The sequence below is a fragment of the Thiocapsa sp. C2-2m genome, assembly GCF_041903745.1.
Lineage (GTDB): Bacteria > Pseudomonadota > Gammaproteobacteria > Chromatiales > Chromatiaceae > Thiocapsa > Thiocapsa roseilacustris.
This window is the reverse complement of sequence record NZ_JBBWVD010000012.1, coordinates 102,274-123,281: the sequence shown is the minus strand read 5'-3', so window position 1 is coordinate 123,281 and position 21,008 is coordinate 102,274. Positions and strand designations below refer to the sequence as shown.

Below are 21,008 nucleotides of genomic sequence, written 5' to 3'. Positions count from 1 at the left end.
GTCGCCCCTCCCCACGACGCCCGACGCCCTGCTCGAAATTCCCTTGTCGATATCCTGAATCGCGTCCCCGCCGAGACATCGCCCCGCTCGGCCCTTACCCGCCACGCAAACCCTGCTGTTGACCCTGAGACGCGATTCAGCCGCGCACCAACGCCAACATATCCGCATAACTCAACCGCCCCCCGCCCTCGCTGCCTTCGAGCAACCCGTCCGCCAGATCGCGCTTGGCGGCATGCAGTGCCAGGATCCGCTCCTCGATCGTATCCTTGGCGACCAGTCGGTAGACGGTGACCGGACGCTGCTGTCCGATCCGGTGGGCGCGGTCGGAGGCCTGATCCTCGACGGCGGGATTCCACCAGGGATCCATGTGGATCACATAGTCGGCGGCGGTGAGATTCAGACCGACGCCGCCGGCACGCAGACTGATCAGAAAGAGCTCGCCCTCGCCGGCCTGGAAGGCGGCGACGGCGGCGCGGCGCTGGGGTTCCGGGGTGGAGCCGTCGAGATACTGGTAGCGGATGCCGCGGGCGTCGAGATGAGCGCGGATCAATGAGAGGTGGTCGACGAACTGGCTGAAGACCAGGGCCTTGTGGCGGTTCTCGAGAAGCTCGTCGAGGATCTCGTTGAAGGCATCCAGCTTGGCGCTCGACAGATCGCTGTCGGGAAGCGCCAGACGCGGATGGCAGCAGGCACGCCTTAGACGCATGATCTCGGCGAGGAGCTGAATGCGTTGCTGGCCGGGGTTGGCCGCCGCCTCCGGGCCGGACAGGCGTTCGACGGCCTGTCGTCGCATGGCCTCGTAGAGGGCCAGCTCGCCGTCGCTCAGCTCCAGCCGCAAGGTGATCTCGGTGCGCGGCGGCAGCTCGCTGAGGACCTCGCTCTTGAGCCGGCGCAGGATGAAGGGACGCAGCAGTTGACGCAGCCGATGCCGCGCGCCCGTGTCCTTGTTCTGCTCGATCGGGATCGCGAAGCGGCGGTTAAAGGTCTCCAGCGAGCCGAGCAGACCCGGATTGATGAAGCGGAAGAGGTTCCACAGCTCGCCGAGATGGTTCTCGACGGGCGTGCCGGTGGTAATCATGCGGAAGCCGCCTTTGAGCCGCATGATGGCCTGCGAACGCTTGGTCAGGGCATTCTTGAACGACTGGGCCTCGTCCGCGACGATGGTCTCCCAGGACACCGCGGCGAGACGCTCCCCTTCGGTCTGCAGGAGGCCGTAGCTGCAGATGATCAGATCGAAGGGGCCGGCAGCATCCAACATGGCGGCCCGATCGCCGGAACCGAAGCGGCGCGGCTGTAGGGTGGGCGCGAAACGCTGCGCCTCGTCGACCCAGTTGCCGCAAACCGAGGTGGGCGCCAACACCAGGGTTGGACCCTTGGGGGCACGCGACAGGATCAGGGCCAACGCCTGGAGGGTCTTGCCGAGGCCCATGTCGTCGGCGAGACAGGCGCCGGCGCCCCAATGCGCGAGCCGGGCGAGCCAGCGGTAGCCCTCGATCTGGTAGTCGCGCAGCTCGGCCTGCAGCGTGGAGGGGATCTCGGGCTCCAGCTCCTCGACGGCGGCGAGACGATCGAGCAGGGACTGCCAGGCCTTGTCCGCATCGAGCGTCATGCCGTCGATCGCCTCGGCGATGGCCGGTGCGGCGAGCGGGTGGAAGCGGCCGTTGTCGGTCAGACCGCGCAGGCCATCGAGCTTGCGCCGCAACGCCTGGCTGAGGACGAGAAAGTCACGCTCGCCGAGCGGGATGAAACGCCCCTTTGCGGCAGCCGCCAGATCCAGCAGCTCCTGCATGAGGAGGATCCGACCGCTGTCGAGCCGGATCTCGCCCTGCAGGTCGAGCCAGTCGCCCTCCTGCTCGATCTTGATGCGCAGAGAAGCCATCTGCATCTCGGCCGTCAGCCCGATGCGCTTGCCCTCGGGCCAATCCAGAACGACCGCCTCGCCGAGCGCGTGGAGCTGCTCGAGCGTCGTCAGCGCTGTTTCCAGGTCATCGAGCGACCAGCTCCAGGAATCGTTGTCGCGGAGCGCGGGACAGGCGTCGAGCACCTCGCGCGCCGCCATGCGCTCACCTTCGAGGTCGCGGGTACAGCGTACGGCGCGCCCCTCGATCTCGGTGAGCAAGGTCGCCCGTCCCTGCCCCGGCAGGAGCTGAAGGGCGCTGTCGCCGAACGGGTGCATCCGCAGCTCAAGGGTCAGACCGGCAGCAAAAGGGCTCAGGTGCAGGTGCGGTCTGGCGTCGGCGGACATAGTCTCGGCGGCGCTGTCGTCCCCGGCGATATCCGAATGGACGGTGACCATCGGGGCCACGGCGGCCAGCCCTTCGAGCAGCCGCGCCTCCGCGCCTTCGGGAACCTTGAGTCCCTCGGGTCCCAGGATGCGGGCGATCTCGCGATGGGCAGGCTCGAACCGGACCAGACGGACGCGTTTCGACGTCTCGTCGACCGGCAAAAGCGCGCGCCCTTCCGGCGGAAAGGGCTCAATGGTCACCAGGATGTCCCGATGGCGTCGGACCACCGAGAGCACGGGGTCGCCGAGGACCAGCGCGAGCGGGAGCTCGACGACACCCGTACCGCCCTGCCGGCGCACCGTCAACAGCGGATGACCGACCGCCGCGAGCAGCGCACGTTCCGCATCGAAGCGATAGCTGAGGCGGTCGGAGCCGCCATACCAGGTCGTGCCCTGCTCGCGGACGATACAGGCGCAAATCTCGCGATCCTGCGGGGTCAGATAGCCGAAGCTCTCCGGCTCTTCGACCAGCTTCTGCAGCGACACGGCACGCCCGCTCGTCCAACCGCCGCGCTTCATGCGCTTCTGCTCGCGCGGCTCCAGCATACCGTGCGTCTTGATGAAACCGAGCTGCCAGGCCATGCGCCGATCGGTGCCCGCGGAGGTGTCGACACTGGATGCGGCTTGGGTTCCGAGCCCCTTGAGTGCATCGAGCGCGATCTCCCAGGTCGCCTTGCGTGCGAGCAGATCGGTCATCGGTGCCAGACTGACCGGCGGCGTGCCGAGCTGCGGGCGCTCGCCTGCGAAACCGAAGGCATGCAGGAGTGCCGACGCCTCGTGGGCGTACCAGAGGTACCCGGCCTGGTTCGCCTTCGCCGCCCAGCCGGCAAGGACGTCGAGCGCCTCGGGCGCCGGCCGCTCGCCGAGCCAATGCAGCATCAGGGATTGAAACAGGAGCACGAAGGCGCCGCGCAACCCGAGGCGTTGGTTCAGCCAGGCGCACTCGTCCACCCGCCGCTGTCCGGCCAAGACCGCCGCCAACTCGCCGAGCAGGCGATACACGGGCTCGACGGGGTCGCTGACATCGGCGCGCAGCGCGATCGCGACCTGCTGCTGAATAAACTCGAAGTCCTCCCGCTCGCCACGCCGTAGCCGCGTCAGCAACGCCAGAACACCCGGAATTCCGGGCAGATAGACCTTGCGCTTGCGGGTCTTCTTGCGGGTGGTCTCCCGTGCTGCATCGAAGACGTCAAGTGACTGCTCGTAGTGGCCGAAGAGGAACTGCAGCCAACCGCGCTGAACCAAGGCCGCGGGATCGCTGCGTCCGTCCAGCAAGGACGGAACCTCGGCAAGTCGGCCGCGCTGCAGTCTCTGCTCGATCAAGGCGTCGGCGGCTTCGGGATGGGTTCCGACGAGCGGGACGAAGAGCTGCTCCATGAGGGCATAGACGCCGGTGCGCTCGATCATGTCGCGGGCGGCCAGGCGCAACGGGGGAACAAGGCCGGCGATCTTGAGGCGGGGATCGAGTGTTTCCAACCAGGCGAGGTCCGTCGAGGACGTCAAGACCTGGGTCAGCGGCATGACATGGGCCGCGGACAAACCGCTCAACGCGACCTGATCACTCAAGGCGAACATCCGCAGCGCCTCGTCCTGATGCCCTGCATAGAGGGCAATACGGACCATTCGCAGACGCCGCTCGGGACTCGGCACGAGCCAGGTGGGTGCGTTCGTGGGGACGACCGGAATGACCCGCTCGGCCGCCGCGACGATCGACTCGAAGGTGCCTTCGGCGAGCGTCTCGCGCGTCAGGGGCTCGAGCAGCTCGCGGTGACAGGCGAGCGCGCTGCGCTCCGATTGGATCCGGCCGGACCCGACCGAGCGCCGGATCAGGGCCTCGTCGACATGCCGACTCAAAGGCGCCCCCGCCCGATCGCGCCAATCCAAGGCGTCCAGAATCTGCTGCAGCCGGTCACGGGCAACCGGCTCGCAGATCACCGAGAGCACACGCAGGATCCGTTGCTCGTCCGCCGGCAGCGCGCGATAGGCGGCGAGCGCATCAGCCATTGCCGGTCCCCGGGAGCACGAAACCCAGCTTGGCAAGCCCTTTGCCGAAGGCCGCGAGCTTCGGTTCGGGGACACACACCAGGCGCTCGCCCGCGCGGGTGCAGTGCGGGGCCGTGACGGGATCCGAGGTCAGCATGACGGCAATGGCGGGGTCCCGACACTTGACGAGGCGAGCCGGTCCGGCATCGACGAGTGCGGTCGCGCGTTCCTCGACGTCGCGGATCAGTTGGACGACCTCGGCAGGCAGGGCCTCGTCCGTCGACGACTCGATGAAGGCGCGGATGCGTCCTCGCTCGCCGGTGTCGGCACTGTGCCGCAGCACGGCATCGGGATCCAGGTGCCAAAGGGTCGCCGAGAGCGGCTTGGCGATCTGCTCCAGCACCAGCCGTTCGGCCGGCTCGGGCTCCCGCTTGAGGGTCAGGTGCAGATCGGCCCCGATCGAGCACAGCGGCGGTCGCTTCGGGAGCACGGGCTTGTAGGTCTCGGCGAGCCCCAAACAATAGGCCCCGAGTGCATTGAGCCGGATGTACCTGAGTCCGTCGTAACGGCTCAGAAAGGCAAACTCATCGGCACCCCACGCATCCGAGACTGTGCAAGTATTCGCCGTAGGTCGGGTTAGCGCAGCGTAACCCGACATCCCGGCGCCGCATGTCGGGTGACGGTGCGCGCCAACCTGTTCTTTCTCAACGGCGACGGTGCCGGCGCACCTAACCCGACCGACGCGATCGGCGCTTCGGTCGACACCGTCGGGGAATACTTGCACGATCTCATCCGTGTAATCCAATCTCGCGGCGTAGGGCGAGGTATAGGCGACATCGAGCATGCCGAGTGTCGCGAGATACTCGAAGAGATAGGCGAGGATGTAGCGTCCCTGGAGGATCTCGAATCCGTCGGCCCCGTTGGATCCCAGGCTGCCGTAGTTTTGTTCGACGAAATACAGTCCCCAGGCGTTCTCGGTCACCGTGAAGCGGCGGCCGCGGAACTGCATCTGTCGGAAAAGCTCGTCGATGGCCACCCAACGGCCGGGGGGACAGCCGTCCCGGAGCGCATCGGCGATGACCGCTCGGCGCTCCGACACCGCGCTGAGTCGCACGCCTTTTGCCGTCTGCCCCTTGACCAGGTCGATGCGACGCAGCTCATCGGGCGCGCCTTTTTGTTGCCAGCGAGCGAACAGGTGCGAGACCACCTCCTCGACCGGCTGAGACAGCGCCTTGTTGCCGCGGGCGGTCAGGACCAGCTTGCTGCCGTCGGCCTTTGCCAGTCCGCCGGCTTGGAGCAGAAGCGGCCAGGCAAAGGGACGAATGGGCCGGATCGGACCGCCGGCCGAGCGTGGCTCGTCCAAGTCGTCGTCCGCGCTGTACCAATCACCGCCGAGCAAGACGCTCTCCAGTTTGGTCATGGAGGCACTGCTCGGTAGACCCGTCTTGGCACCGACGCTGACGCGGCCCTGACCGATCAGGCGCAGCACCCCGGGCAGGTCGTGATGGATCAGGGTCTCGGTGGCGAGACGCCGCAGCGGCTCGGAGGCGGCCTCTTCGGGCTCCAGGATGCTCGCCGAGGCAATGCTCTTCGGCAGGTCCTCGTCGGCGAAGCTCGTGATCTCGTACGGCTTCGGCACCGCGACGATCGACGCCAGTCGCTTGCGCAGATCCTCCGGGATCGATCCGTCGTAGAAGAAGAGCGGCAGCAGCGAAGGCTGCTCCTGGCGATCACGATCGGGCCGCGAAAAGGAATAGGAATAGGCCACCGTCGCGAAGGCCTTCGGAAGCGAGCCGTATCCTGCCTTGAAGCCGACGCGGTCGAAGAATCCGCCCCAGCGATGGACGCTCTCAGCGACGGCGTTCTGCTCGAGCTCGGAGAGCCTCCCCCAGTACTGGCTTAGATCCGCCGACAAGAGCTCATGCGAGATCGCCTCGACCATATCCGCTTTGCGGGTCGAGCGGTTCCCGTTCAACAACAGGTTGCGGCGCTGTTTCAGTTGCTCGGCGGTCAGGAGCCAGAGGGCCTGTTGTAATGTCATGGGCAGACTCGGCAGAGGGTGTCGAACGTGCAAAGGCGAGCAGGGCGGAGACCAACGCGCCCCCCGACAAGGCCTGCGCCTGCTTCAGGTCGCGGACGGCGCCGATCCTGTCGTCCTCGGCGAGACGACGGATCGCGCGCACGACGGCGGCATCGCCGGCCCGATCAACGGCGTGCAGCAGGTTGAGCTCCAGGCCGCAGCGGCGACACTGCTCAGCGCCGTCGAGACGGGCGCGACAATTGGGGCAACGGTCCATAAGACTCGCCGCGCCGGACTCAGGATTCCAGATAGAAGATCAGATCGGAGAGACCGTCCATCGCCTCGTGGATGGCGACATCATCATGCGCCGCGACCGCATCGCGCAGCATCTCGATGAGGTTCACCAGGTCTTCGCGGTCCTCCGCATTGGCGGTTTCCATCAGGCGCTCGGCCTTTTCGATCAGGGCCATGGCCTGGACGCTGTCGCGTCGCTCGGCACTCGCGGCTACGCCCTCCCCGCCGCCTTCCTCCGGCGCATTGCTCGGCTCGGCGCTGAAGTCGCCGTCGATGAGTGCGCCGATGCGTGCGCGTGCGGCGGCCATGGTGTCCTGCTCGAAGCGGGCGGTGGCGTTGTCGATGACGATGCGCTGCTCGAGCCCGGTGCTCTTCTCGCGCGAGGTGACCTTGAGGATGCCGTTCACGTCGAGCGAGAAGGTGGTGACGATGACGTTGCCGGCCGGCGCATCGCTCAGGCCCTCGATGCGGAAGGCGCCGATCTCGGTGTTGTTGAGCGCGTCCGGATCCTCGCCTTGGTAGACGCGCACGTCGATCGCGGACTGGCCGTCCTCGATGGTGGAGAAGGCATCGCTCTTGGTCACCGGGATCGGGGTATTCTTGCGAATCAAAGGGACATAGACGAAGGGATAAAACTCGCCGTTGAGCTCGCCCAAGGCGCTGGTCCCGAAGGTGTAGGGCGTGACGTCCACCAGCACGCGCGAGACCCGCTGACCGCCGATCACGGCCGCCTGGATGGCCGCGCCGCTCGCCACGCACAGATCCGGGTCGATCTCGCTGCGCGGCTGCATCCGCAGCAGCTCTTCGAGACGCTGCTGGATCAAGGGGGTGCGGGTGGCACCGCCGACCAGCAGGACCTCGCTGAGATCTCCGATGCCCAAACCGGCCCCTTCCAGCGCGGTATGCACCGCGTCCAGCGTCTCGTCGATATAGGGCGCGATCATCGCCTCGTAGTCGTCGCGGGAGAGCTCCAGGGACAGATTGACCGGCTTGCCCTGATGCTCGAGCAGATATTCCTCGTCGATGCGCACGAAGGGGGCGTCGCTGAGCGCGATCTTCGCGATCTCCGCCCCGCGGGTCAGACGCGCCATGGCGACGCGATTCGCGCTTGGATCCGTGCCCTGCTCTTTCAGATGCGCGACCAGGTGCTCCAGGATCTTACCGTCGAAGTCGTCGCCGCCAAGCTGGTTGTTGCCGTGGCTCGACAGCACCTCGGTCACCTCTTTGGCCAGACGCACGACCGAGACATCGAAGGTACCGCCGCCCAGATCGTAGACCAGGATGGTCTTGGGCTCATGGTGATCGACCTCGTAGGCGAGTGCGGCGGCCGTCGGCTCGTTGATGATGCGCACCACCTCGAGCCCCGCCAATTGGCCGGCGTCGCGGGTCGCCTGGCGCTGCGCATCGGAGAAATAGGCCGGGACCGTGATGACCGCCTTGCTCACCGGTTGGCCCAGATCGGACTCGGCGGCGCGCTTGAGCCGACCGAGGATGAGCGCCGAGATCTCCTGCGGGCTGTAGCGTTGCGCGCCCATCTCGATAACGGTGTCCTCGCCCATACGCCGTTTGACCGAACGGATGGTGCGCTCCGGGGCCAGGACGTACTGATTGCGGGCGCTCTGACCGACCAAGAGGGCGCCGTCGTCCGCGATCCCGACCACGGAGGGCAGAATGGGGTTGCCGTCGACCGGGATGAGTCGGACTCGACCCTCCTCGACCACCGCGACCTCGGAGTTGGTGGTGCCGAGATCAATGCCGATGATGATGTCGCTCACTGGGGATGGTCCTCGAATTTGTTGACGATGACGTCGGCGAGCCGCAAGAGCGACTCGCCGCGCCGATAACCGGTACGCAGCTCCGCGAGCACCGTGCCGAGCGGCAGGGCGGGATCGCGCCCGACCTCGAGTGCACGCATGATCCGCGGATCGAAGGGCTGCCCGACGGCCTGGATCGGCCGCACCTCGCGCCGATCCAGGGTCTCGTCGAGCCGGCGCAGATTCATGCTCAAGCCTTGCGTCATACCCGTGATGAACTCGGCCGCGCCGCTGGCGTGCGCAAGCCAGTTGGGCCGATAGGCGGCGGCCTGACCGCGGCCGTCCCGCAGCCGGTCACGCAGCTCGATGAGCTCGAGCAGGATGTCGCGCTCGGCGTTCAGGGCGATGTCCCGGGTATCCTGTTGACGTCGGGACAGTTCCGCGGACAGATGCTCGTTCGCCTGCCGGAGGCTGTCGAAGAGGTCGCGGAACTGTTCAAGCGCGCTCTTCACCTGGCGCGACTCGAGCTTGACCTCGTTTTTGAGGGCGGCCAGCTCGGCGAGCAGTGTAAAGAGGTCGGGCGCGTCGGGCTCGTCCGTGTCGCCGATGCCTGTCCCCGAGCCCTCGCGCACGTCCGGCTCTTCCTCCAGATAGGCCCGAAAACGTTCGAGCAACGCCGCCTTTGCGTCCTCCATGCGTCAGACCTCGCCGCGCAGCAGCGCGGTCAGCGTGGCCCGCTTCGGGCGTCGCGGCTCGCCCACGGGCGCGGCCTTGGCCAGGATGTCGGCGGCGGTCGGCGGGGTCTGATCGAAGAGCGCGTAGGCGAGGCGATCGCGTCGGGTGCGGATCTTTTCGTAGGCCCCGCGCAGGGCCTCGAAACCGGCCGGATCGCGCTCGGGGGAGGCGCGGCGCAGACCGGCGAGATAGGCCGCTTCGATGGCGGCGTCCTCCGCATCGAAGGGGACGCCGAGGATGAGAAAGGGGTCGGTCATGCGATCAGGGTCCGATGGTTGTTGAACCGCGTCCGGCGGGGTATGCGGTGTCGTCGGCTAGAGTCGATCTCGTGCGGACCCGCGGGGGTCGGCGGGGACGCGGTTCAAGTTGTCGAGGTTCCGATTTTCGAGGGCCCCCGCATCGGCCCGCTCAGCGGCGCTTTCGTTTGGCGCGATTGCGTTTGCGGGTGCTCGGAGACGGCCCGGGGTTGAAATCGCCAGGATCCGGGAAGGGCAGACCCTTGGTATTCATGTCGGCCGCCAGGGCATTGATCAATAGGTCTAATGCCTCCTTGCCGAGATCGCGCTCGATCGCGCGCATCGATTCGCCGACCGGACCCGGCATCTGCATCATGGCGCGGAAGCCGCTCGGCCCGAGGGTGCGAATCATGTCGGCCAAGAGCGAGATCGACCTCTGGGCCATGTCGCCGTCGTCGATGTCGTCGATGTCGTCGTCTTCGTCATCCCATTCGTCTTCGTTGAAGCCGCCACCGAAGCCACCGCGCAGCGGTCCACCGAAGGGCAGCGAGGGTCCGCTCAGGGCCTCGATGATCCGATGCACCAGACGGGAGTCGCCGTTGTCGCGTGCACGCTCGAGCGCCTGCTCCAAGCGCAGGGTCTCGTGCATCGGGACGTTCCAAGGCACGACACCGCGGTGACGGGCCTCGAACGCATGGAGCTCGAAGACCGGCTCGCCGCGCCAGCGCTTCAAGGCGGCCTCCGCGAAGGCCAGCCGCACGTCGTGCAGGTCGGTGCGGCGCAGAGTTTCGCAGATCGACTCCATCTCGCCCTGATCGAGCTTGAGGCGGGCCGTCTGCTTGAGCGGCCCCTTCAACGTGCTCCCGACCTCGCTCGGGAGCTTGGCCCCCGTATCCAGATGCGCCCGAACGCGCGCGAAGAAGGCACGCAGGTCCACCTCGTCGGGTGTGGGTGCCTTGGCAAGTCCAAGCTGTTTCAGCAGACGGGCGCCGGGAATACCGCAGACGCCGGCCTCCAGCAAGAGCATGAGGCGGGCGGCCAGCCCATTGCCGAGACTCTCGGCCAGGGCCTGCAGACGTCCCTCGCCCTGCGGATCGAACGCGAGCAGCTCGGCCAGACCGCGCACCAGCTCCAAGCGCTCGCGCGTCCGCTCGGTGCGGCTCCACTCCTCGGCTAGGGCCAGTGCATGCATGGCCAAGTCCGCTCGCTTAACCCTTAAATTCTTGCGGGCATGCGCGAGATGCGCCTCCACCAGCCGCTCACGCACCCCGCTGTTGATCGGATCCACCGCCAGGATGTCGGCGGCGATGGTCGCGGCCTTCTTGAAGGCCCCACTCGCGATCGCGGTATCCATGGCGGCGGTCAGGACCGCTTTGTCGGTTGGCCAGCGGGCTTGGGCGAGCTTGAGGATGTTGCGGGCGTCCTTGAGCGCCTTGCCGCCGCGCAGATAGTAGGCGATCAGGCTCAGATAGGTGGCTCGGTCGTCGGGGTCGTGCTCGAGGCTGGCTTCCAGGTCGGCCGCAATGGTTCCAGGTAAGGATTCCGGGTCGGAATCCGGCTCCATTCGCTCAAGGATTTTAAAGAGGGTTTCTGTACGACGCAGCACGAGCGCGATCCGCAACGCGGCATCGCTGCCCGGCTCGACGCGATGCCCGGCGGCGTCCAGAGCAAGATCCGCGTAATCCTGCCAGTAGGTGGCGACCTTCCAGGGATCCGATTCCCCCTCGCTCTCCCAGGCATCCAGCAGGTATCCGTCGATCTTGCGCAGCGGCTTGCCGCCGACCTCGATCCACCATTTCGCGCCGGTTTGCGGCTTCGGCAAGAGCAGACGCAGCCCACGCTCGTGAACCCAGGTCTCGCCGAGTGCCCGGCGATGCCGAAACATCAGACGCAGGAGTTCTTTCGGCTGCGGCGAGTTGCCGAGCGTCTGCAGCTCGTTCCAGAGGATCGCACGCTCGGCGGGCCAGCCGCGCAGAGAGAAGACCAGATCGCGTGTCGCCGGGCCGACATCGCGGAGCTTGGGTGCCAGCTCGATCTCCGAGAGCAGCGCCAAGCGCGCGGCATCGCGCAACCCGGCGAAGCCCGAGTTGTCGTCGATGCGGTCCAGGAGCTTGACCGCCTCGTTGCGCGCCTCCTCTGCCCAGTCACCCCGATGATCGCGCGCGGCGGGGTCGAGACGACTCACTGCCTTGAGGATCTGGACCAGATCGCGATAGGGCGAACGGAACGGGATCGCCTTCAGCGCCTGCGCGAGCGCCTGATCGTTGCCGACGCAATAGGCATTGAGGGCCTCTTCGGCAACGGTCGCTTGCACGCGGATAGGGTCATCGGCGGGCAGGGCCTCGGCAATCCCGTCGGTACCGGCGAGCATTTGGGCCGCCAGGTGGCCGAGCAACAGCGCCCTGGACTCGGGATCGGCTTTCAAGGAGACGTCGTCCAGCATCGGCATGACCTGAGCGACACGTCCCAGACGGAGCAGGCAGATGGCGTGGCCCGGATGCGCCGGGAGCGCCCCCAACGCGGCGCGGTTCTCCCACATCACCAGTGCCTCCTTGTGCATGCCTTTGGCGCCGAGCTGGTGCGCGCGCCCCTCGTAGGCATCGGCAAGCCCGACCCGAAGTCCATCCTTGTCTTCGCCCGCAGGGGCCTGCTTCAACAAATCCTTGAAGCCCGTCATCGCCTCGCGAAAGCGCCCGGCATCGAGATCCGCGCGCGCCGACTCGGGCGTGACCGCGCACGCCTGCTGACGGGCCTTGACGGAAAATCGCTTCTGCTTCTTTGCCATATCGAATTCAAATCGGAGGATCGAACGGAGGGGGCGTCGGCCGAGCAGTATACATCGGCTGCCCGGCAACCTTCAGCTTCGGAAGAGCACCGCGGGATAGCGGGCGATTGCGAGACGGCCGATCCGCTCAAGGTGTGCATCATAGGCTCCGGAGGTTATCCTTCAGACCATGCGAACGTTCAGAACCCCGACCAAGCTACTCGTGATGCTGGCACTATGTCCGTCTTTCGCCGACGCCGAGGGTCTCTGGAACCTGCCCAAAGCCGAGGCCGGATTCGGGACGCGATTCTGGCCGGACGAGGCCCTCAACGCACCCGCTCCGGTCGGGAACAACTGATGCGACTGCACGGGCCATTGACGATTGTACGAACCCTGGCGCTGCGTCTCGCGCTCTTCGCGCTGCTGTGGTGGATCTTGACCGAGGGGCAGCCCGGCTCTTGGCCGCTCGGCGGTCTCTTCGTCGTACTGGCCACTGCCCTGAGTCTGTCGCTGTCGCGTCCGGTGCCTTGGTCCGCGGTCGGATTTGCCCGCTTCGTTCCTTTCTTCCTTTGGTGGTCTCTGCGCGGCGGGGTCGATGTCGCTTGGCGCGCCTGTGCGCCGAGCCTTCCCATCGCGCCGGGCATCCTGACCTATCGGCTGCGTCTTCCGCCCGGTCGGGCACGTGTCGTCATGACGGCCGTCATCAGCCTTCTGCCGGGAACCTTGAGTGCCGAGATCGTTCGGAATAACCTTATCATCCATATCCTGGATCAGCGTGCTTCGAACGAAGGGGATCTGGCAGCCCTCGAGACCAAGGTCGCCGCGCTCTTCCGCATTCGGCTGAGCACGCCGCCGAGCACCCACGCCGAGGCGTCATGACCCTGTTGTATCTCGCACTTGCCCTTGTCTTGATCTTCACGCTGGCTGCCGGACTCTGGCGGATCCTGCGCGGCCCCACCCCGGCGGACCGCATGCTCGCGGCCCAGTTGTTCGGCACCACCGCCGTCGCGGTCCTGCTGCTGCTCGCGGAGGCATCCGGTCACCCGGCGGTGCGTGATGTCGCCCTGGTGTTCGCCCTGCTGGCCGCCGTCACCATGGTCGCCTTCGTGCGCCGGAGTTGGAGCGGCGAGGGGGAGGACGGCCATGTCGATCCCTGATGGCGTCTCGGCCGGCCTGCTGATCCTCGGCGGAGTCTTCTTTCTCGCCGGGACAGTGGGGCTGCTGCGCTTCCCCGATGTCTACACCCGTCTGCATGCCCTGACCAAGGCAGACAACCTGGGGCTTGGGCTGATCGTGGCCGGGCTTGCGGTACAGGCGGAGTCGTTTGCTGCGGTGGGCAAGCTGGCGCTGATTTGGCTCTTGGTTCTGGTCGCCTCGGCCTTTGCCTGCCACCTGGTCGCGCGTGCGGCGCTGCGCCGCGGGATCGGGCCATGGACCTGATCGCGCCATGGACTTGATCGGACAGGTCGCTTGGGCGATCGATGGCCTTCTCGCACTTCTGCTCCTCTGGCTCGCGGCGCGGGCCTTGGCGAGCCCCGGGCTGCTGGAAGCCGTGGTCCTCTTCGTCGGTTTCGGCCTAACCCTGGCTCTGGTCTGGGTCCGGCTCGACGCCCCGGACATCGCGCTGGCCGAAGCCGCAATCGGTGCCGGCTTGACCGGCGCCTTGCTGCTCGCAGCGCTCGCACGGCTGCCGCTGTCGGCGCTGGCGGACGAGCACGCACAGTCGAGCCGAACGGAGAACCCTCAGCCGCAGGAACGCCGAGATGCCGAAACATGACCGCCCGCGCCGAAGCGGCGTTTTGACGTGACACCAATGGGGTTGGGCGCACGCGCAGCGCATTTACTCCTGATCGCGCTCTTGGCCGCGATCTTCGGTGGCCTCGCGTTCGCCATCCTCTCGCTCCCGTCCGAATCGCCGGGGCTATCCGCACAGGTCGAGGCGGCGATGGCCGACACCGGGGTGACACATCCGGTGACGGCCGTGCTGCTCGACTTCCGCGGCTACGACACCCTGCTCGAGCTGGTCGTCTTGCTGTTGGCGCTGGCCGGCGTCTGGTCCTTGGCCGAAGGGTCGCCCTTCGCCGATCGGCAGCCCGGCACCATGCTGGATCGGCTGAGCCGACTCTATGCGCCCTTGATGCTCATCGTGGCCGGATATCTCTTGTGGGCTGGGAGCGCATCGCCCGGCGGGGCCTTCCAAGCGGGTGCCGTGCTCGGTGCGGCCGGTGTGGTTCTGACCCTCACGGGCTGGCGGTTGCCTGTCGCTCTGGCGGGGTGGCCGCTTCGCCTGATCCTGGTCGCCGGCGTGCTGATCTTCATCCTCGTGGGCCTGGTTTCGCTCTTTCTCGGAGCGGTTTGGCTGGACTATCCGCTCGAATGGGCCGGTGCACTCATCCTGCTGATCGAGGCGACCGCCAGTCTCTCCATCGGGGCAACCCTGGCGGCACTCTTTCTGGGCGGACGCCCGGAGGAGCATCCATGACACCCGCGGTCCTCTATGCACTGACGGGGCTCGGACTCTTTGTACTCGGTCTCTATGCCTTGATCGTGCACGCCCATTTGCTGCGTAAGATCCTGGCGTTCAATGTGATGGGCAGCGGGGTCTTCCTGGTGCTGGCCGGCCTGGCAGGTCGCACGGCGTCGGGGATCCCGGATCCCGTGCCCCACGCGATGGTGATCACCGGGATCGTGGTGGCGGTTGCCGCCACGGCCCTGGCTCTCAGTCTCATGCTGCGTGTCGCGGGCGCAACCGGGCGGGCCCGCTTGCCCGACGAGACCGAGCGCTGAAACCATGGATCCGGTCGTCTTGGGACAAAGCGGACTGACTGCGCCAATCCTGCTGCCCCTGATCGGCGCACTGCTCGCGTTCGTGATGCGACGCTGGGCAACACCGATCGGATTGTTCAGTGTCATCGCACTCCTCGGCGCCGTGATCCTCCAGATTCCCGAACTTGTCGCCGACGGCCCGCAACGCCTTGCGGTGGGCGGCTGGGGTGCGCCTCTCGGCATTGATCTCTACGCGGACGGGCTGAGTCTCGCAATGCTGCTCATGACCGGCGTCGTCGGTCTCGGGATCAGTCTCTACGCGGCCGCCTATTTCAGAGACACCCCCGCCCGTGGGCAGGTCTTCTGGCCGCTCTGGCTGCTTCTGTTGACGGCGCTCAATGCGCTCTTTCTCTCGGCCGACATCTTCAATCTCTACGTGACGCTCGAAATCCTGGGCCTCTCGGCGGTGGCGCTCACGGCGATTGCCGGCGGTGCAGATGCGCTGGTCGGGGCCATGCGTTATCTGTTGGTGAGTCTGCTCGGATCGCTCGCCTATCTGCTCGGGGTTGCCCTGCTCTACCACGCCTACGGGACGGTCGATATCGCTCTGCTGGCCGAGCGGATTGCCGCGGAGCCGGCCGCCTGGGCCGCGATGGGCCTGATGAGCGCCGGCTTGATGCTCAAGACGGCGCTGTTCCCGCTGCATTTCTGGTTGCCCCCGGCGCATGCGAGCGCAGCGGCGCCGGTCAGCGCCGCGCTCTCGGCGCTCGTCGTCAAGGGCTCCTTCTATCTGCTGGTGCGTCTTTGGGTCGAGCTCTTCGGGGAGATCGCCGGCGGGGTCTCAACGCTGTTGGGCCTGCTGGGCGCAGCGGCCATCCTCTGGGGCTCGATTCTGGCCCTGGTTCAGACACGTCTGAAGCTCCTGATCGCCTATTCGACGGTGGCCCAGATCGGCTATCTGTTTCTGGCCTTTCCGCTGGCCGTCGGGACCGGGATGATGGCCTGGACCGGTGTCCTCTTTCTGGCCCTCTCCCATGCCTTGGCGAAGGCGGCGATGTTCCTGGTTGCCGGGAATCTGCTGCGCTTCGGCGGGCACGACCGGATCGCGGATCTGGATCGCGTCGTGCAGCGACTGCCGCTGAGCATGGCCGCCTTTGCCTTGGCCGGAGTCAGCATCATGGGGCTGCCACCGAGCGGCGGCTTCGTCGGTAAATGGTTGTTGCTGGAGTCGGCGCTGACGCAGGGTCGCTGGGGCTGGGCGATCGTCATCATCCTCGGCGGCGTGCTGGCCGCAACCTATGTCTTTAAGGTCGTCGGCTATGCCTTCACCCAGTCCGAGAACCCGCATCAGGCGCAGCCGGTGCCGGCGACGATGGAGTGGGTCGCCTTCGCACTGGCCGTGGCGGCGGTGCTGATGGGGTTGATCGTCTCTCAGCCGCTCGCCTTGCTCGAGATCGGCAACCCCTTTGGGATCCAGACGGAGGTCGTGACCCCATGACCTTGGACGCCTGGGTTCCGCTCCTGGTCCTCTGCAGCTCGCTGGTTCCGGGTCTACTGATCTTCGGTCTGGACGAGTCGCGCGTGCGCCTGCGCACCACGCTTAACTTGGCGGGGGCCTTGACCAAGCTCGCGCTGGTGGGCGTCATGATCTGGGGCGTCGCCCACGGGCATACCTACGAGGTGCGCTTGACCTTTCTGCCAGGCTTGGATCTGGGCCTGCGCGCGGGACCGCTGGCGCTGCTCTTCCTGGTCCTGTCGAGTCTGCTGTGGCTGGTCACGACCGTCTATGCCATCGGCTACCTGGAGGGCTCGCCACATCGCAGCCGCTTTTTCGGGTTCTTCAGCCTCTGCGTGACCGCGACCGTCGGGGTCGCCATGGCCGCCGACATGCTGACCTTCCTGCTCTTCTACGAGTTGCTGACCCTCGCCACCTACCCTCTTGTGGTACATCGCGGCACCGAGGTCGCGCGCCGGGCCGGTCAGGTCTATCTGGCCTATACGATCGGCGGCGGTGCCCTGATGCTGCTGGGGACCGTCTGGCTTTATACCCTGACCGGGACGCTCGAGTTCACCCCGCGCGGGTTCGTGTCCGAGCTGGATCCGTCGCATCATCCGGCCCTGATCCTCATCTTCATTTTTCTGATCGCCGGTCTCGGGGTGAAGGCCGCCCTGATCCCGCTGCATGCCTGGCTGCCGATGGCCATGGTTGCCCCGGCGCCGGTCAGCGCCTTGCTGCATGCGGTCGCGGTCGTGAAGGCCGGCGCCTTCGGGATCGTGCGGGTGGTCTACGAGGTCTTCGGGGTCGAATTCTCGGCCCTGCTCGGGGTCACGCTGCCGCTGGCCATTCTGGCCGCGGCGACCATCCTCTACGGATCCCTGCGCGCCATCTTCCAGGATGATCTGAAGCGGCGACTCGCCTTCTCGACCGTCAGTCAGGTCTCCTACATCATCCTGGGTGTCGCGATCGCCAGCCCCATCGCCACCGTCGGCGGTCTGGTGCATCTGGTCCATCAGGGGCTGATGAAGATCACGTTGTTCTTCTGCGCCGGAAATCTGGCCGAGACACTGGGGATCCACAAGGTCAGCGAGATGAACGGCGTGGGCCGCCGGATGCCTTGGACCATGGTCGCATTCACGATCGCGGCCTTCGGTATGATCGGCGCACCGCCGGTGGCCGGCTTCATCACCAAGTGGTATCTGGGCCTAGGCGCCTTGGACGCGGGTCAATATTGGGTGCTCGTGGTCCTGGCAGCAAGCAGCCTGCTCAATGCCGCCTATTTCCTGCCGATACTCCATGCCGCCTGGTTCCGCGAGCCGCCCGCGACCTGGCCCGAGGAGCGGGAATTCGGGCGGCGCGAGACCGCACGCGCTCTCTTGTGGCCGCCCCTGATCACGGCGCTGGCCGCCGTCCTAGCGGGGCTCTTCGCGGCGATGCCCTTCAGTCCGCTGGAGTGGGCACGCTTTATCGCGGAGCAGGAGTTCAGGCGACCGTGAGCGCGGGACTCCTTCAGTCGGCGGTGCTGTTCGCCCTGGCTTGGCCCTTCCTCGCCGCGTCACTGTGGGCGATTCGCGCGGCACGGCCATGGGTGATTGGACTTCTACCCTGGTCGGCCGCGCCGGCGCTGGCGGTTGCACTGCTTGTCCCCGACCTGACGCTGTCCCTACCCGAGACACTGCTGGGGAGCGGGCTGGCACTCGATGCGACCGGACGGGTCTTTTTGGCGACGACGGCGCTGCTGTGGCTGATCGCCGGCGCGCTGATGGGCGGTCGACGACCGGGCGATGTCGGCGAACGGCGTTCGGCCTTGCCGGCGTTGCTCGCGATGGGGTCCGGCTTCGCCCTCGCCTTGGCGGACGACGGACTCATGTGGTTCGCCGCCGGAACGCTGGCGGGCTATGCGGTTTACGCGCTGATCCTCCAGGCGGCAACGCGTGCGGCACGCTCGGCCGGCCGACGGCTGGTCATCCTACTTGTGCTCAGCGACCTGCTGCTGTTCGAGCTGTTCCTGATCCTCGCCCATGCGGCCGGCGGGACCTCCTTCGCCGACCTGCGCGGGGCGGTTGCGGCGCTCGACAACCCGACAGTCGTCCTGGTCCTCATGACGCTTGGATTCGGGGTGAAGGCCGGCGTGCTCGGTGTGCATCTGTGGCTGTTGCCCGCGTTCGGGTCGACGACACTCGGGGTGCGTGTCGCGCTGATCGCCTTCGTCGCCGCGGCCGGTCTGCTCGGCTGGCTGCGTCTTCTGCCCTTGGGCGCGATCGGCTGGACGGTCATTGGGGTAGCGCTCCACTGGTGGGCATTCGCGACGGCGGCAACGGCCCTGATCGCGGGCTTTTCATGGGCAGGGCAACGCGCGCTCGCGGGCAGCGTCCTGATGGCGTTGACGGCGCAATGGCTGTGGGCGCTCGCGGCCGCACTGCAACGACCCGAGTCGGGGGCCGCGATCGCGGCCCTCTTGCCGATGGTTGGGCTGCAATCCGGTCTCGCGCTCGCGGCACTGGTGCTGCTGGATGACGCCGACCGGACCCGACACCGCGCGCTGCGCATGATGATGGCCTGGCTTGCCCTCGTGCTGGTCGTGCTTGCGCCCCTGCCGATTCTCGCGGTCTGGATGGATGCGGGGCCCCTTGCCGCCCTCGATCTTTGGTGGCCGTCGATCGCGGTCGCGCTGCTGGGCGGTCGGCTTGTCGCGGGTATGGCGCTGCACGCGGGTACCACGAGTCGGTCACGGCATCCGCGCAGCCGGATGTCCCTCGGCGCTTACCTCCTCGTCCCCGCTATCGTCGGTGCGGCGACAAGCCTGCTCGGATACCCGCCGACCGGCCTGTGGTCGCCGATTCAGGCCGACTCGCACCCCTGGACCTTGAGCTCGGCTGTCGCGGTCGCGGCTCTCGTCGGAGCCGTCTCGATCGGTTGGCTCGTATCGCAGCGCTCGCAGCATCGACCAACGCGCGATTCGACCAGCTGGTCGCCGATCCCGCTGCGCTCGGTACATGAGCGGATTCGCACCCTGCGCGGCCAACTGCGCCGCATCGTGCGGATCCGACTGCCGGGTTGGCGCGACGCCATCCTGGACGCGCTCGCGGCAGTCGCGTCGAGCTCGTCTCCAAGCGTGCTCGCGCGACAGGCCGAAGTCAGGATGATGCGATGGGAATTCGGCTTGGCGATGTTGGTTCTGCTCGGCGCGACGGTGGCTTGGCTGGGTGGTTGATGTCGGCGCAACAACCATTGCCGCTCGCGCCGAAAGCCTCTAACCTCTGAGGGATACGAAACAACGCAGAGAACACGCCATGGATTTCGTCGCCGACAAAGATGCGGATCTGATCCCCTTCGTGTTGTCGCAGATCCTCGATACCTCGATCAACGGGATTACACTCTCGGATCCAGATCAAGAGGACAACCCGATTGTTTACGCCAACGAGGCGTTCGAGCTGATCACGGGTTACAGCCGCGAGGAGATCGTCGGGCACAACTGCCGCCTCCTCCAGGGTCAAGACCGCGACCAAGAGGGGTTGGAGAAGGTCCGCGAGGCAATCCGCGAGCATAAGCGTACCACCGTCACACTGCGCAACTATCGCAAGGACGGGACGCTCTTCTACAACCGATTCTCGATTCGACCGCTGTACGATCGCCAAGGCAAACTGATCTATTACCTCGGCGTCCAGTACGACGTGACCGAGCAGGTTCATGCTCGGGAGGAATTGGAACGGCTCAAAGAGATGTTGCGCGTGGCCGACCGGGAGACCTGATCGGGCCTCGGCACTGCCGGCATCGGTTTTCCGCCCGAGCCGTATCACCGATCGGCAAGACGCACGGCTCGGATGCGGTTACTGCGGCCCGGCGTCCGGGTCGATCCCCAGAGCACGCAAGCGCTCCGCCAACCGCTCGGCGCGGGCGTGCTCCCTGTCCGCGCGGGCATCGGCTTCTCGGGCGCGTATGGCTTCCTGCTCGGCGCGTATGGCTTCCTGGTCGGCGCGTTCGGCTTGATGGTCTGCGCGAGCGGCTTCCTGAACGGCGCGTGCCTGCTCCGCATCGGCCCGCCGCGCCAGCTCGATGGAGGTCAGAAAGGGCCGTCCGGACGGATCGAACAACTCCAGCGTCTCGGGTGTGACGGCAAAACGCATGCCCAAGCGAGGACTGGTCCAGCCTCGGACATGCGATTGAGCGGTCAAACGGGACGTGCCATCGTCGGTCCGACGCCGTATCCAGATCTCCAAGCGGTTCCGTTCGGGATCGTAGAGGTAATACTCCTCGACGCCGTATAGGCCGTAGAAGGCCAGTTTGTCCGCCATCTCCTTTTCGCTGTTGGACAGCGAAAGGATCTCGAACACGACCTGAGGCGCGATCCCGCCCTCCTCCCACTGCCGGTAAGAGCCGCGCCGCCCCTTCGGACGACCGAAGGCAACCAGCACGTCCGGGGCGATCGGCCCGGTCTCGCGCCGATCCGGCACCGGATACCACAGCAGATCGCCGGCGATGAAGACATCCGGGCGGTCGGCGAAGAGGATCTCCAGATTTTCCTTGATCTTGACGATCCAATCGTACTGTTCGGTGTTGTCCGCCATCGGCTGTCCGTCGCTCTCGGGATAGGGGTCGTCCGGGTCGATATGCAGCAAGGGGTTCATCGGCTTGCTCCGGTAATATTTTCCAGGCTGGTGTAGCCGGATTCTA

At 66.6% G+C, this 21,008-nt stretch carries 16 protein-coding genes and 1 pseudogene; 10 read left to right on the top strand and 7 right to left on the bottom strand.

Annotated elements, in window-relative coordinates; all coding sequences use genetic code 11:
- Nucleotides 1-136: 136 nt before the first annotated feature.
- From AADX97_RS11395 to AADX97_RS11370, 6 genes are all read right to left on the bottom strand, one after another.
- The gene (locus AADX97_RS11395; RefSeq protein WP_374234370.1) at nucleotides 137-4,288 is read right to left on the bottom strand and encodes an SNF2-related protein; all 4,152 of its coding nucleotides are present in this window, start codon (nucleotides 4,286-4,288) and stop codon (nucleotides 137-139) included.
- Nucleotides 4,281-6,308, bottom strand: coding sequence for a hypothetical protein (locus tag AADX97_RS11390; protein ID WP_374234369.1), 2,028 nt, complete (start codon nucleotides 6,306-6,308; stop codon nucleotides 4,281-4,283). The genes AADX97_RS11395 and AADX97_RS11390 overlap by 8 nt, the downstream gene beginning before the upstream one ends.
- Nucleotides 6,309-6,583: 275 nt before the next feature.
- The gene (locus tag AADX97_RS11385; RefSeq protein WP_374234368.1) at nucleotides 6,584-8,356 is read right to left on the bottom strand and encodes an Hsp70 family protein; all 1,773 of its coding nucleotides are present in this window, start codon (nucleotides 8,354-8,356) and stop codon (nucleotides 6,584-6,586) included.
- Nucleotides 8,353-9,030 carry a nucleotide exchange factor GrpE gene (locus AADX97_RS11380; RefSeq protein WP_374234367.1) on the bottom strand — a complete coding sequence of 226 codons (678 nt, stop codon included), beginning with the start codon at nucleotides 9,028-9,030 and terminating at the stop codon, nucleotides 8,353-8,355. Before AADX97_RS11380 ends, AADX97_RS11385 begins: the two co-directional genes overlap by 4 nt.
- Nucleotides 9,031-9,033: 3 nt before the next feature.
- Nucleotides 9,034-9,327: a molecular chaperone DnaJ gene (locus AADX97_RS11375; RefSeq protein ID WP_374234366.1), complete on the bottom strand. Its 294-nt coding sequence runs from the start codon at nucleotides 9,325-9,327 to the stop codon at nucleotides 9,034-9,036.
- A gap of 151 nt (nucleotides 9,328-9,478) precedes the next feature.
- A complete protein-coding gene (locus AADX97_RS11370) occupies nucleotides 9,479-12,091 on the bottom strand; it encodes a hypothetical protein (RefSeq protein ID WP_374234364.1) in 2,613 nt (870 codons plus the stop codon).
- Between the two features lie 169 nt (nucleotides 12,092-12,260).
- On the opposite strand from AADX97_RS11370, the gene AADX97_RS11365 reads away from it, so the two are divergent.
- The 10 genes and pseudogenes from AADX97_RS11365 to AADX97_RS11320 all read left to right on the top strand — a co-directional run bounded on the left by AADX97_RS11365 (nucleotide 12,261) and on the right by AADX97_RS11320 (nucleotide 20,086).
- Complete coding sequence (locus AADX97_RS11365) at nucleotides 12,261-12,428, top strand: hypothetical protein (protein WP_374234363.1); 168 nt, start codon at nucleotides 12,261-12,263, stop codon at nucleotides 12,426-12,428.
- A 17-nt stretch (nucleotides 12,429-12,445) separates the two neighbouring features.
- Nucleotides 12,446-12,949, top strand: a complete 504-nt coding sequence (locus AADX97_RS11360; protein WP_374234362.1) for a Na+/H+ antiporter subunit E — start codon at nucleotides 12,446-12,448, stop codon at nucleotides 12,947-12,949.
- The gene (locus tag AADX97_RS11355; RefSeq protein WP_213457651.1) at nucleotides 12,946-13,227 is read left to right on the top strand and encodes a monovalent cation/H+ antiporter complex subunit F; all 282 of its coding nucleotides are present in this window, start codon (nucleotides 12,946-12,948) and stop codon (nucleotides 13,225-13,227) included. Before AADX97_RS11360 ends, AADX97_RS11355 begins: the two co-directional genes overlap by 4 nt.
- The gene (mnhG, locus tag AADX97_RS11350) at nucleotides 13,214-13,510 is read left to right on the top strand and encodes a monovalent cation/H(+) antiporter subunit G (protein WP_374234361.1); all 297 of its coding nucleotides are present in this window, start codon (nucleotides 13,214-13,216) and stop codon (nucleotides 13,508-13,510) included. Before AADX97_RS11355 ends, mnhG begins: the two co-directional genes overlap by 14 nt.
- Before the next feature lie 7 nt (nucleotides 13,511-13,517).
- A pseudogene (mbhE, locus tag AADX97_RS11345) lies at nucleotides 13,518-14,552 on the top strand (hydrogen gas-evolving membrane-bound hydrogenase subunit E).
- Nucleotides 14,549-14,857: an NADH-quinone oxidoreductase subunit K gene (locus AADX97_RS11340; RefSeq protein ID WP_213457649.1), complete on the top strand. Its 309-nt coding sequence runs from the start codon at nucleotides 14,549-14,551 to the stop codon at nucleotides 14,855-14,857. Before mbhE ends, AADX97_RS11340 begins: the two are co-directional and overlap by 4 nt.
- 4 nt (nucleotides 14,858-14,861) lie before the next feature.
- Nucleotides 14,862-16,334: a complex I subunit 5 family protein gene (locus AADX97_RS11335; protein ID WP_374234360.1), complete on the top strand. Its 1,473-nt coding sequence runs from the start codon at nucleotides 14,862-14,864 to the stop codon at nucleotides 16,332-16,334.
- Nucleotides 16,331-17,830 carry a proton-conducting transporter membrane subunit gene (locus tag AADX97_RS11330; RefSeq protein ID WP_374234359.1) on the top strand — a complete coding sequence of 500 codons (1,500 nt, stop codon included), beginning with the start codon at nucleotides 16,331-16,333 and terminating at the stop codon, nucleotides 17,828-17,830. Before AADX97_RS11335 ends, AADX97_RS11330 begins: the two co-directional genes overlap by 4 nt.
- Nucleotides 17,827-19,548 carry a proton-conducting transporter membrane subunit gene (locus AADX97_RS11325; protein WP_374234358.1) on the top strand — a complete coding sequence of 574 codons (1,722 nt, stop codon included), beginning with the start codon at nucleotides 17,827-17,829 and terminating at the stop codon, nucleotides 19,546-19,548. The genes AADX97_RS11330 and AADX97_RS11325 overlap by 4 nt, the downstream gene beginning before the upstream one ends.
- 79 nt (nucleotides 19,549-19,627) lie before the next feature.
- Nucleotides 19,628-20,086, top strand: a complete 459-nt coding sequence (locus AADX97_RS11320; RefSeq protein WP_374234357.1) for a PAS domain-containing protein — start codon at nucleotides 19,628-19,630, stop codon at nucleotides 20,084-20,086.
- A gap of 78 nt (nucleotides 20,087-20,164) precedes the next feature.
- Here the strand turns inward: AADX97_RS11320 and AADX97_RS11315 are convergent, their stop codons facing one another.
- The gene (locus tag AADX97_RS11315; protein ID WP_374234356.1) at nucleotides 20,165-20,962 is read right to left on the bottom strand and encodes a Uma2 family endonuclease; all 798 of its coding nucleotides are present in this window, start codon (nucleotides 20,960-20,962) and stop codon (nucleotides 20,165-20,167) included.
- Nucleotides 20,963-21,008: the final 46 nt, after the last annotated feature.